Here is a 14,605-nt window from a genome sequence, read left to right as displayed (position 1 = left end):
TTTGTTAATTTTTAAGCTTCGCAAAATTAGCGAATACACTCCGATTCGAACTAGAATTTTATGATACAATAAAGAAAAACCATCCTTGTGGGATGGCTTAAGTTAGAATATATAGTGAGCGGTATGAATTTCAATTCCTACAAGAAAATCTGAGCACGTAAAAAAGTTCTTATTTGTTTTTTAGTGCGTCGCGAATTTCCATAAGTAACTTTTCTTCGTTACTTGGTGCTGGCGGAGCTGCAGGCGCTTCAGCTTCTTTCTTACGAGCCGCATTAATTCCTTTAATTACAAGAAACAACACAAACGCCACGATCAAAAAGTTGATTACAGCCGATAGAAACAGTCCGTATTTTACGGTTCCGAAAATAGTTAACTCTTCGAGTTTACTCAAATTCGCTGCTTCGAGAGCAGGTTTTAAAAGCAATGGTGTTAGCACGTCGTCAATGAAAGAAGTGACAATTTTGCTAAATGCCGCTCCAATGATAACCCCGATAGCCAGGTCAACGACATTGCCTCGCATAGCAAAGGCTTTAAATTCAGAAATCATTCCCATTTTTTGTGGTTTTTTTGGTTAATAATTGTGAAAGTACTAAAAACCTTATTCGCGGAAAAAAATTCTTTTCACGCGCTGGGATATGCCAGTTAGAATTTCGTAGCTGATCGTACTTCCCGCTTTTGCAATTTCTTGAACAGTAGGACGCTTTCCGAAGATGATTACCGCGTCGCCTTCGCGACATGCAATTGCGCTAACATCTACCATCAGCATGTCCATACAAACCGAACCTACTATCGGTGCCGGCTGTTCGTGAATGATCACATAACCATTTTCGTTGCCCCAAAACCTGGGAATTCCATCCGCGTAACCTATTGGTATTGTTGCAATTGATGTTTTTTCTTTTGCTTTGAATCGCCGATTATATCCTACCGTTTCGCCCGCTTGAAGTTCATGAATTTGCGAGATTATCGACTTTAGTGTTCCAACTGTTTCGAGCTGATTTTGTTCTTCGTCACTAGAAGCCAATCCATATAAACCGATTCCCAAACGTACCATTTCAAATTGCGCTTCGGGATAATTTATGAGTCCAGACGTGTTTAAAATATGTCTGTAGAACTTTTTCGACAATTGCTTTTGTAGAACTTCAGTTGCCTTTAAAAATCGTTCGATTTGCTGTTCCGTAAACGAACGTTCGTTTAAATCGTCGCTAGCGGCCAAGTGCGATAAAACCGATCTCACTTCCACCTCGGGTACGTTTGTAAGTTCTTGCGCTAAATCGGCCACAGAATCTGGAGCGAAACCCAGTCGGTGCATGCCTGTATCGATTTTTACGTGAACCGGATATGCCGTTGTGCCAACTTTTCGTGTTGCTTCCGCGAAAGCGTTCAAGGCACGAAAACTGTAAATTTCAGGTTCCAATTGATATTGAATAATCTCATCGAAAGCTGTCGACTCTGGATTCAAAACCATAATCGGAACCGTAATTCCCGCTTGTCGGAGTTTTACCCCTTCGTCGGCAAACGCTACTCCTAAATAATCAACTTTGTTAAATTCGAGTAATCGCGCAATTTCTTCTCCGCCGTTTCCGTAGCCAAAAGCTTTTACCATGACCATGAGTTTCACGCCAGGTTTCAGCTTCGATTTATAGTGATTTAGATTATGCGTTAAGGCACTCAAGTTAATTTCCAGTACGGTTTCGTGCTTTTGCTGTTCGAGAATTTTTAGAATTTTCTCGAATTCAAATTTCCGAGCACCTTTTATTAAAACCGAAGCATTCGACCAGCTGCGAAGTGTTTCGTCTTGTAAAAAATCGGCTGTAGTTTCAAAGTGCTTCCGCAATGCTGTGCCTTTAATTTCGCGAGACCATTCCCCCACAGTGACTATCTCGGCTAAATCATATTGATGCAGCAATTGCTCGATTTTTGTTAGCGTGTGGGCATCCGATTCCGCAAAATCAGACAAAACCAGTATCTTTTTCAGTGCAGAAGACTGATTTTTCAAAAAGTCGAGTGCTATTTGCAGCGATTGTAAGTCGGCACTATACGAATCGTCTATGATTTGTAAGTTGCGCACGCCGTTTTTAATCGACAAACGCATGTTGATTTGAGGCAACGAACTAATTCGATTTGCGATGGTTTGAAAATCAATTTCCAGCGCCAGCATGGTTGTAATGCAATGTGCTGCATTTTGTATCGAAGCGCCGTCGGTAAACGGCAAGCTTAAAGAAAAAGTTTTTGAATTAGTCTGTATTTCAAGCCTTGTTGTGTGTTCGAGCACTTCTTTCTGAATAAAAACACGAGCCGATTTATTCGAGAAACTCCACGCGTAAAAATGCTGATCGATTGTGGTAAATTGCTCAAATGTTTCGTATTCACCAATCACCAAACGAGCCGACGTGTAGAGTTTTGCTTTTTCTGAAAATTTCTGCGCCCGATTCTCGAAACCCGCGTCATGAGCCGAATAAATATTGGTTAAAACCGCTATTTCGGGTTGTAGCATGTCGGCAAGTGCCTGCATTTCGTTGGTGGTCGAAATTCCTGCTTCAAAAATCCCTAAGTTGTGTTGTTGTTCAAGTGTTAGTACAGACAGCGCCACGCCCACTTGAGAATTATAACTTTTCGGACTTTTAGCAATATAATAATCCGGCGAAAGCAAGTAGTACAGCCATTCTTTTACTACCGTTTTGCCGTTACTGCCGGTTATGGCAATTACGGGTAAGGCAAATTTTGCGCGGTGCGAAGCGGCGAGTTTTTGAAGGGCTTGCAAAACATTAGGAACGAGCAGTACCTGAATACCGGATACATTTCCGCGATAATCTTGTTCGCTAACAAAGTAGCGAACGCCTTGTTCGACGGCTTTTTCAATAAAATCGGCGCCGTTAAAATTTGGTCCGCTTAAAGCGAAGAAAACTGTTTTTTCATTGTTGTTACCCGATCGCGAATCGGTGGAAATATGTGTAAAGAGAAAATCGTCCGTTGGTGTTACGGTTTTATTCAGTAACGAACAAATTTCTTTCCACGAAAACATTACGATAATTCGTTTGAAGGTTCGCTCTTGTTCTCGGCTTGTTCGCGAATGGCGTTGTAGTAAGCCGCACGCGATAAGGGTTCGTATTCTTCGGTTTCGCCGAGCAAAACAAGTTTGTCGTTATCGGTTTTACGGAAACTGTAGTGAGCCAAATTTCCGGTTCGGGTACAAACGGCGTGCACTTTCGTGACGTACTCGGCGGTGGCCATCAAGGCAGGCATGGGCCCAAACGGATTTCCTTTAAAATCCATATCCAAACCGGCAACAATAACGCGAATACCGCTGTTTGCCAAATCGTTACAAACAGTAATAATTTCATCATCAAAGAATTGTGCCTCATCGATGCCAACCACATCGCAACCTTGTGCCAACAAGCGAATATTAGCTGCAGCAGGAACCGGAGTGGAACGAATTTCATTAGCATCGTGCGAAACCACCATTTCATCGTGGTAGCGTGTGTCGATTGCAGGTTTAAAAATTTCAACTTTTTGCTTGGCAAATTGCGCGCGTTTGAGTCGTCGGATGAGCTCTTCCGTTTTTCCCGAAAACATGGAGCCGCAAATAACTTCTATCCATCCAAACTGCTCTTTGTGATTAACGGTATTTTCAAGAAACATTTTTCGGCAATTGTGAAGTTGAAACTGATTAGATTTTATTACTTTGTAGCCGTTGTGCGATCATTTTTAACCCCAGCTCAGCGTTTCAAATGTAGCCAAATTTTCTATACGTGAATGTAGAATCTCGGCTTCGCAGAACAACTGTTTATCAATAGAAAAGAAAATTTACAACCGCTTCGTGTTTATGAAAAAGAAAGTAGAAGGCGAATTAATTAGCATTGCGCACCGTGTTTTGAAACTAAAAGACAGCTCAGATCTTCGGGTTTTGCATGAAGAAGCTAAAAACTTGTACGAGAAATTAAGTGTTTTGCTTTTTGTAGAAACGCAATTTGGCTCCGTCATGCCTACCATTGGCAAGGCTGAGATTCAAGATTTAGTTGTCGAACATTACAAAAAGCCAGCAGCTACTGTTTTGGAAACCGCTGTCGCAGAAGAAAAAGAAACCCCGATTTCTGATGCTGTGGTTGAGGAAGTTTCTGAAATTTCCTTGGTCGAAGAAGTAACGGCTGCGCCTGTTGTCGAAGAAATTCCCGAACCGGAACCAACCCCCGAACCTATAGCTGTTCCCGCATTTGAAACGCGCAGTGAAGCACCAAAACAAATTAGTTTCGCCGATTTATTGGGTAGCGATTATACCGAACCTATTTTCGACAAAGTTTCAGATGCCGTTCCTGTAATTGAGGAAACTCAAAGTGAAGAGCCCGCTTCCGCAGAAGTTATAGAGGAATCTGAAGAAGAAGAAATTATTCTTGAAACACGGATTGAAGCTGAGAATGTAGTTGAAAACATTGAAACGCCTTTTGATTTGCCCATTGAAGAAGTAAAAACTCCTGCGGTTGACTTATCGTTTGAACCGACTTTCACTACAGCAACCGAAGTGGAGGAAACTAAGTCGGTTTCTTTTGAAACGCAGCCCGAAAATGGGTTGCGCAGTTTTCAGTTTGGCCTAAACGACCGAATCGGATTTGAGCGCAATCTTTTCGGCGGAAGCGCAGAAGACATGAATCGTGTTGTTTCTCAGCTCAGCACATTTAATTCTTACGAAGAAGCCACTGAATTTATTGACGAAATGGTGCGTCCTGATTACAATAATTGGAATGGAAAGGATGAATATGTAGAGCGATTTTTAGACATTATAAAAAGACGCTTTTCGTAATAATGACGGGTAAATTATTTGTTGTTCCAACGCCGATTGGAAATCTGGGCGACATGACCTACCGAGCTATTGAGGTGCTAAAAGCAGCCGATTTAATTTTGGCGGAAGACACCCGAAATAGCGGGAAATTACTCAAACACTTCGAGATTTCCTCGCCTATGTCGAGTTATCACATGCACAACGAGCATCAAACCGTAAATGGTTTAATTCAAAAACTGCAAAACGGAAATGTACTTGCTTTAATTAGTGATGCGGGAACTCCGGCAATTTCAGATCCCGGATTTTTATTGGTTCGTGCATGCGTGGAGAACGGCATACCAGTCGAAACCTTGCCGGGTGCAACGGCTTTTGTTCCTGCGTTGGTGAACAGCGGCTTTCCATCAGATCGCTTCGTTTTCGAAGGATTTCTCCCCGAAAAAAAAGGGCGGCAAACGCGTTTACTTGAACTCGCCGAAGAAGTACGAACGGTGGTTTTGTATGTTTCTCCTCATAAATTGTTAAAGACTTTAGAGGAAATAAAAACGTATTTTGGTGAAGATCGACAAGTTAGTTGTAGTCGGGAACTTTCGAAGTTACACGAGGAAAACGTTCGCGGAACCGCAATTGAATTGATCGCTCATTTTTCTGCGAAAGCGATAAAAGGAGAATTCGTGGTGTGCATCGCTGGAAAGCTGCGGAAATAATTTTAATTCAGGGAACTTTTTTCAACTGAAATTTATCTTTTTTACGGAAAAGCCGTAATTCCATATCCGAAAAAGCATTTACATTCGTTAGCTCTATTCCATACAGAAAACTTATGCGCTGGAAATTAAAACCACTACCCGAACTTCACGAAATACAAGCCCTTCAAGATGCCGGAATAAAAAGCGAAATCTTGGCCAGCTTGTTTTTGCAACGAAATATTCGCGATTTTGAGGCTGCTCGCGATTTTTGCAATCCGGATTTAAGTGCGCTTCACGATCCGTATTTAATGCGCGACATGAACGTTGCCGTGAATCGTGTTTTACAAGCACTTAATCAAAACGAACGCATTTTGGTTTTTGGTGATTACGATGTAGATGGAACTACGGCCGTTTCGTTGATGTACACCTATTTAGCTACAAAAACAACTTCGGTATCTCATTACATACCCGATCGATACACCGAAGGTTATGGCGTTTCGAAACGCGGAATCGACTTTGCCGCCGACAACGACTTTACTTTGATCATTGCGCTAGATTGCGGAATTAAATCGGTTGAGCTGGTGGCGTATGCAAAAACACTTGGAATTGATTTTATCATTTGCGATCATCATTTACCCGGTGCCATTATTCCTGACGCAGTAGCCGTTTTGGATCCGAAGCGAGCCGATTGCGCGTATCCGTACAAAGAGCTCTGCGGCTGTGGCGTTGGGTTTAAGCTGGTTCAGGCCGTAGAACGCAAACTTGAAAACGACACTGATTTTGTTTGGAGTTTGCTCGATTTTGTAGCTATTGCCATAGCGGCAGACATAGTTCCGTTGACGGGCGAAAATCGGATTCTGGCGCATTTTGGCTTGGAGTTGATTAATCGAGATTGCCGCGTTGGATTAAAAGCTTTGAAGCAGAAATCGAAAAAGAAAGTTCTCGATTTGGAAGATTTGGTTTTTGTGTTTGCGCCACGAATCAATGCAGCGGGACGTATTAATCTCGGACGTGACGCGGTAGAATTGATGATTGAAACCGACGAACAAGTAGCGCAATCTTTTGCCGATGCGATAGAATCGTACAATGAGACGCGACGTGAATTTGATCAAAAAACGACGCTAGAAGCTTTGGAACAGATTCGTAAAAACAAAGAGGAAGAGGCACCGGCTACAGTCGTTTTCAACGCACATTGGAACAAGGGCGTAATCGGGATCGTAGCTTCGCGGCTAATTGAAACGCATTACCGACCCACTTTGGTTTTCACTAAAAGTAACGGAGTTTACGCCGCGTCGGGAAGATCGGTTGCTGGATTTGATTTGTACCAAGCTTTAGAAGCCTGCCAGCATCACTTGGTACAATTTGGCGGACATACTTTTGCCGCAGGAATGACGATTTTACCTGAAAACTATACCGAATTTAAAAAAGCCTTTAATGCAGTAGTTCGGGAATTGCGTGCGCCGGAAACGCTCGAGCCTGAAATCGAAATCGACATGGAAATCGACATCCAACGTGTGTCGGATAACCTGGTAGCTAATTACAGCAGGCTTGGGCCTTTTGGACCCGCACACATGAAACCTGTATTTTTAAGCAAAAATGTACGAATTGCTGCCTCGGCGCGAACAGTTGGCAAAGATAAATCGCATTTGAGTTTTGAATTGGAACTCGACGATCAGCGAAAAATTACGGCGATAGCTTTTAAGCAAGGCTCTAGAGTTGACGAGGCTTCGGGTAGTGTTGATGTTGTTTACACGATTAACTATAACGAATTTCGCGACGTTAGAAAGCTTCAATTAATTGTGATTGACTTTCGAAAATCGGTTTAACTCATCGCTGCAATCGGGTTACAGTAATCGAAGGATTTGTATTGAATTAGTTGCTAACGAATCTTGGATCGGTATCCATCTTTGTGCCACATACTGAACAGGTTCTTAATTCTTCGTTGGCATAAAATGCTTTGAAATGCGGAAGGAAATCGGTTTCGATATTCTTCAGCTCAAAATAAACTTCGTGAAGTTTGTGATTGCAATTTTCGCAATACCAAAGCAAACCATCGGTAAAACCTTGATTGTCGCGTTTTCTCTCGATAACCAAACCTACCGAATTAGCCGAACGAACGGGCGAATGTGGCGTTTTCGCAGGATGTAAATACACATCTCCCGGACCAAGTTTTTTAATTTCTAAACCGTTTTCTGTTTGAATTTTTAATTCAACTGTGCCTTCCAGCTGAAAGAAGAACTCTTCGGTTTCGTTATAGTGGAAATCTTTTCGAGCGTTCGGACCACCTACAATCATGATGATGTAATCGCCCGATTCTACAAAAAGTTGTTTGTTGCCAACGGGTGGTTTTAGGAGCTCTTTGTTTTCGGAAATCCACTGAAAGAGGTTAAATGGTTCTTCCATCTATTTGACGATTGCGAACTTTTGTGGATTGATTATAGAAGGCAAACCGCCGGATTCCTTTCCGTTAACAATGACTCCTTTTACGACGACATTTTTGTCTTTCAGTTTGTTGTAATCAATTTTTAATCGAGTAAGCATTTTCTCACTAACGACTACACTAAAAATATTGTTCGGAAATGCTGCGTCGATATTGAGAGTAATCAAATTCGTTTCGGTCGATTTACGAACGCCAACCACTTTTCCTTTTACGAATTTGTCTTTGCCGATAAAATTGGTAATTACTTTCGTAGAAATTGTGTCCTGCGCGAAGGTTTCCGCGAAAGCGAAGAAAGCCAAAAGAACAAGAAGCTTTTTCATTATTTTCCTTCTTTAATCAGGTAAATGTAAACGGGAAAGTGGTCGCTATAACCGATTTCGTTTGCAGAATGGCGCAGCGGATATCCTTTGTACTGACCGTCGGTTTGGATGAGATACGATTTATTAAAAATTCCTGCTTTCCAATATTTAAAGGTACTGTAATCGCCTTTTACTAGTCCTTCCGAAACCATAATCTGGTCGAAAATATCGCCACTATCTCGGTAAAAGAGTGTTGCGTGTCCTTCTTTAGCCATTTGTTCGAATGGGTTGTAGATGTCGCCTTCTTTTACTTCATCTTTCTTCAATTTAGCGCCAATTCCAAGCTTAATTGATTTGTTGTACGAGCCGTCGTTGTAATCGCCCATGGTAATTATTTTCGCTTTTGGGTTAATTTTAAAGAGCGAATCCATGATTTTGCGATTCAATTTTCCAGCTGCTTCTCTAAACGGACTACTTTTTTTCTCACCTCCCGAACGCGACGGCCAGTGATTTACTAAAACGTGAATTTCTTCGCCATCGAGTAAGCCCGTAACTAATAAAATGTCTCGGGTGTACACGCGGTCGTCGGTAGCTACTTCAATTTTATCGTCAGAAACTTCTTCGTCCTCTTTCTTTTCCTTAACTTTTTGGTTGTTTCTGTAAATTAGGAGTGGAATATTCTTGTAGCTGGTAGGCTTAAAATGCTTTTTTTGGTAGAGCAACGCCACATCGATTCCGCGTTTATCTGGCGAATCGTAATGAACGATACCGTAATTACCCGGCAGCAGTTTCGGTTGTTTCACTAAATCTTCGAGTACTCCGCGATTTTCAATTTCCACACCACCAATAAGTACCGGCATTTCTTTTTGCTGATCTGAAGTTCCGATTTCAGACAAAACACGCGACAGATTTGTTAATTTTTTCTTATATTTCTTGGATGTCCAGTTCTGAGCACCGTTAGGCAACCATTCTTCATCATTATTTGGATTGTTGATGGTGTCGAATAAATTTTCGAAGTTGTAAAACGCAACGGTATGCACATAATACTTTTTAGCCTGTGAAAACGAGGCCTGAATTGCAAAAAAAAGAACAATTATGGCATTCCATTTAGAAATTCGCATAAGTAGAATATTAAATTAATATGAAGAATCGATTTAAAGTCGGTCACAAAAGTAGATAATATTAATTAATGCTATACTTTTGCACCCGTTAAGAAAAAATTAATCTTGACATTTTATTAACTTTTATATTTATATGAAGAGACTCGTAATCAGTACACTACTTGTTTTACAGGTTTTGGTAGGTTGGGCACAGACCGAATCTAAGGTAACCGGACTTGTAGTTGATTCTAAAACCAAACAGCCTTTACAAGGCGTAGTTGTTAGCGTTGAAAACTCTGCTTTAACAACATTTACTAACGAATTAGGTCAGTTTACGATTGAAAAGGCGCCAACGGGCAATCAGATTGTTAGCGTTGTAAGTGCCGGATTTAATCGACAACTGCTGAATGTTAAAATTGAAGAAGGGCAAACCCTTGATTTGGGAACAATTGTTTTAGCAGAAGACCAAACTGAGGAACAGCAATTAGCTTTAATCACTATTGTAGAAAACGATTTGGGCGACGACAACTCTGGTTCAGAAAACACGGCAGGGCTTTTACAAGCTACTCGCGACGTTTACCAGCAAGCAGCAGCTTTCAACTGGGGTCAGGCGCGTTTTAGAATACGTGGTCTTGATAACGAGTACGGAACAACTATGATTAATGGTGTTGTGATGAATAAAATCCTCGATGGTCGCCCACAATGGGGTAACTGGGGTGGATTAAACGATGCAACACGTAACCAAGAGTTTACCTTTGGTACGGCTCCGTCGGATTATAACTTTGGAGGAATTTTAGGAACACAGGAGATCAATACGCGTGCGTCGATTTATCGTCCAGGATCTCGTGTATCTTTCGCTGGAACAAATACCAACTACTCATACCGCATTATGGGTACGCATGCTTCGGGGATGAATAAAGATGGCTGGGCTTATGTTGTTTCTGCAGGTCGTCGTTGGGCAACTCAAGGTTACTTTGAAGGCACGGATTACGATGCAAACTCATTATTTGCTTCAGTAGAAAAGAAAATTGGTGAGAATCACAGCTTGAACTTTACAGCGATATATGCGCAAAATAAGCGTGGTAGAAACTCGGCAAACACTCAAGAAGTTACCGATTTAGCAGGTGTGAAATACAACTCTTGGTGGGGATATCAGGAAGGCGAGCGCAGAAACAGCCGCGTTCGCGAGGTAGAAGAACCTGTTTTTATGTTGAGCCATTATTGGAAAATTAATGATAAAAACAAACTGACTACAAACGTAATGCATCAGTTTGGTAAGATTGGCAACAGCCGTATCGATGCCGCAGAACAAGCTACAGGTATAGATGCCAATGGAAACAGCATCGGATTTTTATGGGAACCAACCTATTACAGAAACTTACCGAGCTACTATACTTCTCTTTGGAACCTAGATGATTACACTGATTTCCAAGGAGATGACCCAGCTAATGTTGCTTTAGCCGACCAAGCTCGACAAACGTTTTTAAATAACCGTCAAATCAATTGGGATGCCATTTATCGCGCAAACCGCAACAGTGTAGACGGAAGAAGTAATTATATTCTTTACGAAGATCGTACCGACGATAAATTATGGGTAGCCAATTCGATTTTGAGTTCGCAATTATCCGATAACATTGCAATGAACGCTGGTGTTTCATACAGAACACTACATTCAGAAAATTTCCAAAATGTACTTGACCTTTTAGGAGGAACATACTTTGCAGATTACGACTTTTTCTTTACGGGAGATGCAGCGCAACCCGATTTGAACAATCCGAACCGCAATGTAGGTGTGGGAGATCGTTACGGTTACAACTACATTCTGCGTGCAAACACACTAGACGCATTCACACAATTCCGATTCAATTATAGAAAAATAGATTTCTATTTGGCACAATCGTTTACAGCAACGAACTACCAAAGAGAAGGACTTTACAGAAACGGAATTTATCCAAACAATTCTTTTGGAAAAAGCGAAAATGTTGATTTTGAAAACTTTGCATTCAAAGGAGGATTCACTTGGAAATTAACGGGAAGAAACTTCATTAACTTCAATGGTGCGCACCTAACTAAGGCACCAACAATGAGAAACACCTTTTTCAATACTCGTTTAAATAATAACGTAGTTGATAACATTCAAAGTGAGAATGTTTCAAGTATGGATTTGAGTTATATCCTAAGAACACCAACATTCAAACTTAAACTTACCGGGTTCCTTACTCGAGTAAGAAATGCTACTACTAACACGTTCTTCTTCGCTGATGCTGTATTGGATGAAGGAGGAGAGGATGGTGCAGAATCGGCATTCGTTGCTCAAACAATGACCGGTGTGGCAAGAAGAAATATGGGGGTTGAATTCGGTTCGGAATACCAAATTACATCAACGTTAAAAGCAACACTTGCAGCATCTTACGGCGAATACATTTTCGATAGCAATCCGAATCTTTTCTTAAATAGTGATTCCACCGCAGCTGAAAATGCCGATATTCTTACTCCGGTATCGTCTAGAGGTCAAGCTTTATTGAAGAATTACCGCCAGCCTGGTATGCCACAACAGGCCTATAGCTTTGGCTTAGAATACCGCGATCCGAAATTTTGGTGGATTGGTGCGAATGTGAACTACTTAGCAGATACGTACATTGATATTGCACCTTTATTGAGAACGAATGATTTCGTTACAAACTTCCAAGATCCGTTTAATTTACCATTTCCAGAAGCTACACCAGAGCGCACACGAGAATTGTTAAAGCAGGAAAAATTCGATCCTTATACTTTAGTTAATCTTACAGGAGGTAAATCTTGGAGAATTAAAGGCAACACTTTCGGGTTTTTTGCATCTGTAAACAACGTGTTTGATGTAACGTATAAAACAGGTGGATTTGAGCAACCGAGAAACTCAAATTTCCGTTTATTAAATCAAGACGTGCTTAGCGGTACCCCAGCATTCGGAAACCGTTATTTTTATGGCTTTGGAAGAACGTATTTCATAAATTTATACATTAATTTTTAAGTAGTCTCAGATATGAAAACAGCATTTAAATTTTTAGCATTCGCTGGATTAAGCATTCTGGCAGGCGCTTGTACACAAGAAGACGATACTTCAATTCCAGATATCACTCCGGTGGTTGCTTTTGAAGACTTTTTGCACTCAGCAGATAATACGTTATTAACTATTGATGGTTGGCAAAATGTGGCAACAGCTGGAACTGTTTTGTGGAAACAACAAATTTATCAAGGGAATGGCTACGCGGAATTTAGCCCATTCCAATCGACTGATGCGAGTACTATTGGTTGGTTAATTAGCCCAGAGATTGATTTAGATAAGCAAGAAGGTGAGATTTTAAGATTTCAAAGCTCACAAAGTTATGTGTCGTCTTCGCAAAATAAATTGGAAGTGTTTTACTCAACGAATTACGACGGTACCAATGTCGCTGCTGCTACTTGGACGCCTATCGTAGCGAATTTACCAACTCCAGACGCTACCTTCTTTGAATTTCAAGATTCAGGGGAAATCAGTTTAAACGACATTACTGGGAAAGTACGAATTGCATTTAAATACACCGGTTCCGGTTCAAACAGTGCTTTGGACGGATCATACCAAATAGATTCGTTTAGAGTGTACTACAACAATTAATAATTACGAAAATGAAATTACTAAAATATATAACACTTGGTTTGTTTGCTGCTACAGTAAGTAGCTGCGTTAATGACGATTTTGCCGAGCCTTCTGCTGATTGTGCCGACAACGTTTTGACAGTTACTAAAACTGTTCAGGAAATTATTAATCAAGTGCCTCCAGTAGTTGATCCAGCTTTCCCTTACACGGGAGACGATGTTATTGAAGCCTACGTAGTTTCAAGTGATGAAGGTGGAAATTTCTACAAAAGTATTTCGCTGCAAACTAAACCAGCGGTAGGACAGCAGCCGGTAGCATTTAGCGTGCCCGTAGATATCGTTGGTGCTTTCACTAATTATCCGGTGGGTATGAAAGTGTACATCAAAATGAAAGACCAATACACCGACATTTATAATGGATCTATGCGTATCGGAAGTGCGTTCCAATTAGACTCTGGAGATTTTGCGGTAGGAAGAATTTCAATGTTTAATGTGGGGAAAGTAGTTGTGAAATCGTGTACTACAGCGCCAGAAAGCGAACTAGTACGCACATTAACAATTCCTCAAGCATTAAACGATGCGAACTTAAATACATTGATCGAGCTTGACGGCGTGCAATTTGTTGATGAAGTTGTTGGAAGATCTCTCTATGAAGCCGCAAACGACTTAGGTGGCGCAACTAATCATCTTTTACAAGATCGTAATAACAATAGAATCATTTTCAGAACATCAAGTTTTGCCTCTTTTGCGGGCGATATTGCCACTCAAAACAGCGGAAAAGTTCGTGGTATTTTAACAAAATTCGGTAGTGACTATCAATTTCTAGCTCGCACTACACGCGATATTATGTTAGACCAACCACGACTTGCAGTTGATTTAGCGCCAACACTAGTTGGAAGTCAATTGAATTTTGTGAACACCTTAAACGAAAATTTCGAGTCGTACACAACTACTTCGCCAGCTAACCGTTCCTTTCCTGCCTATGTTAACGATCCTTTTGCAGGATCAAGATACTGGGAAGTTCGAACTTTTGGAGGAAACAAGTACATCCAAATGTCTTCTTTTGGAGGAACGCCAGAGGATAATAGAACTCTATTTTACGTGCCGGTTAATTTTGGTACAGCAAACACATTCTCTTTCCAGTCTAAAGCAGGTTTTACGAACGGCGCTGTGTTAAAAGTTTATTATATAACGGCTGAAAATTATACTCCTGGCACGATTGTGAATAATAGTAACTTGGTTGATATTACTTCGAGCTTTACTATTTCTGCCGGTTTGACAAGTGGCTATCCAGCCAATTTTACCAACAGCGGTAGCTACGCAATACCCGCCTCACTTACAGGAAACGGTTACTTTGTTTTCGAATATGTAGGCAGTGGTTTAGCAGGTCTTACAACAACCATGCAGATAGATAATATCGTTATTAACTAAGATATTTATTTATTTCATTTTAAAAGCCACTCTTTCAATAGAGTGGCTTTTTTGCATGTTACTTCAGAGATAAACGTGATATAGCTATTTGGGAACACTTCTCGTGACCGAATACGACGGTAGAAAAGAACAAAGTTATATGACATGAAAGTGGTCGGCTTTTTCGACAGTTTGTAAATATAGTTTTTTGATTTGAAATTTGTTTTGAACTGAAACGGAATCGAGCTCTGCTGAGGAGCAACTCGCCAGGGTTAAGTTCACCC

At 40.9% G+C, this 14,605-nt stretch carries 12 protein-coding genes; 6 read left to right on the top strand and 6 right to left on the bottom strand.

The window, feature by feature from the left end; genetic code table 11:
* Positions 1–169: 169 nt before the first annotated feature.
* Genes mscL through Q0064_RS14565 form a run of 3 tightly spaced genes read right to left on the bottom strand, consistent with a single transcriptional unit; the run spans position 170 to position 3,639 of the window.
* A complete protein-coding gene (mscL, locus tag Q0064_RS14575) occupies positions 170–553 on the bottom strand; it encodes a large conductance mechanosensitive channel protein MscL (protein WP_298148962.1) in 384 nt (127 codons plus the stop codon).
* Between the two features lie 45 nt (positions 554–598).
* Positions 599–3,022 carry a bifunctional UDP-N-acetylmuramoyl-tripeptide:D-alanyl-D-alanine ligase/alanine racemase gene (locus Q0064_RS14570; protein WP_298148960.1) on the bottom strand — a complete coding sequence of 808 codons (2,424 nt, stop codon included), beginning with the start codon at positions 3,020–3,022 and terminating at the stop codon, positions 599–601.
* Entirely contained in the window at positions 3,022–3,639 is a 618-nt protein-coding gene (locus tag Q0064_RS14565) for a thymidine kinase (RefSeq protein ID WP_298148958.1), read from the bottom strand. Before Q0064_RS14565 ends, Q0064_RS14570 begins: the two co-directional genes overlap by 1 nt.
* Before the next feature lie 184 nt (positions 3,640–3,823).
* Here Q0064_RS14565 and Q0064_RS14560 point away from each other — a divergent pair, with 184 nt between their 5' ends.
* The 3 genes from Q0064_RS14560 (at position 3,824) to recJ (ending at position 7,283) form a co-directional block, all read left to right on the top strand.
* On the top strand, positions 3,824–4,795 hold the full coding sequence (locus Q0064_RS14560; protein ID WP_298148957.1) for a hypothetical protein: 972 nt from the start codon (positions 3,824–3,826) through the stop codon (positions 4,793–4,795).
* Between the two features lie 2 nt (positions 4,796–4,797).
* Positions 4,798–5,478, top strand: a complete 681-nt coding sequence (rsmI, locus tag Q0064_RS14555; protein ID WP_298148955.1) for a 16S rRNA (cytidine(1402)-2'-O)-methyltransferase — start codon at positions 4,798–4,800, stop codon at positions 5,476–5,478.
* A 113-nt stretch (positions 5,479–5,591) separates the two neighbouring features.
* A complete protein-coding gene (gene recJ, locus Q0064_RS14550) occupies positions 5,592–7,283 on the top strand; it encodes a single-stranded-DNA-specific exonuclease RecJ (RefSeq protein ID WP_298148954.1) in 1,692 nt (563 codons plus the stop codon).
* Positions 7,284–7,329: 46 nt separating this feature from the next.
* Here recJ and Q0064_RS14545 read toward each other — a convergent pair whose 3' ends face one another.
* From Q0064_RS14545 to Q0064_RS14535, 3 genes are read right to left on the bottom strand one after another with little or no spacing between them, the layout of a single operon-like run.
* Positions 7,330–7,860 carry a 3-hydroxyanthranilate 3,4-dioxygenase gene (locus Q0064_RS14545; protein WP_298148952.1) on the bottom strand — a complete coding sequence of 177 codons (531 nt, stop codon included), beginning with the start codon at positions 7,858–7,860 and terminating at the stop codon, positions 7,330–7,332.
* Complete coding sequence (locus Q0064_RS14540) at positions 7,861–8,217, bottom strand: hypothetical protein (protein WP_298148950.1); 357 nt, start codon at positions 8,215–8,217, stop codon at positions 7,861–7,863.
* Positions 8,217–9,317 carry an endonuclease/exonuclease/phosphatase family protein gene (locus tag Q0064_RS14535; RefSeq protein WP_298148948.1) on the bottom strand — a complete coding sequence of 367 codons (1,101 nt, stop codon included), beginning with the start codon at positions 9,315–9,317 and terminating at the stop codon, positions 8,217–8,219. Before Q0064_RS14535 ends, Q0064_RS14540 begins: the two co-directional genes overlap by 1 nt.
* Positions 9,318–9,450: 133 nt before the next feature.
* Here Q0064_RS14535 and Q0064_RS14530 point away from each other — a divergent pair, with 133 nt between their 5' ends.
* The 3 genes from Q0064_RS14530 to Q0064_RS14520 are packed head-to-tail and all read left to right on the top strand — an operon-like array spanning position 9,451 to position 14,342.
* Positions 9,451–12,306, top strand: a complete 2,856-nt coding sequence (locus tag Q0064_RS14530) for a carboxypeptidase-like regulatory domain-containing protein (RefSeq protein WP_298148946.1) — start codon at positions 9,451–9,453, stop codon at positions 12,304–12,306.
* A 12-nt stretch (positions 12,307–12,318) separates the two neighbouring features.
* Positions 12,319–12,930, top strand: a complete 612-nt coding sequence (locus Q0064_RS14525) for a choice-of-anchor J domain-containing protein (protein WP_298148944.1) — start codon at positions 12,319–12,321, stop codon at positions 12,928–12,930.
* A gap of 11 nt (positions 12,931–12,941) precedes the next feature.
* Positions 12,942–14,342: a DUF5689 domain-containing protein gene (locus Q0064_RS14520; protein ID WP_298148942.1), complete on the top strand. Its 1,401-nt coding sequence runs from the start codon at positions 12,942–12,944 to the stop codon at positions 14,340–14,342.
* Positions 14,343–14,605 lie beyond the last annotated feature (263 nt).

Origin of the sequence: Flavobacterium sp. (genome assembly GCF_027490375.1) — a bacterium.
Taxonomy (GTDB): Bacteria; Bacteroidota; Bacteroidia; order Flavobacteriales; family Flavobacteriaceae; genus Flavobacterium.
The sequence above is the reverse complement of the archived record's forward strand: the minus strand, read 5'-3'. Positions and strand labels throughout refer to the sequence as shown.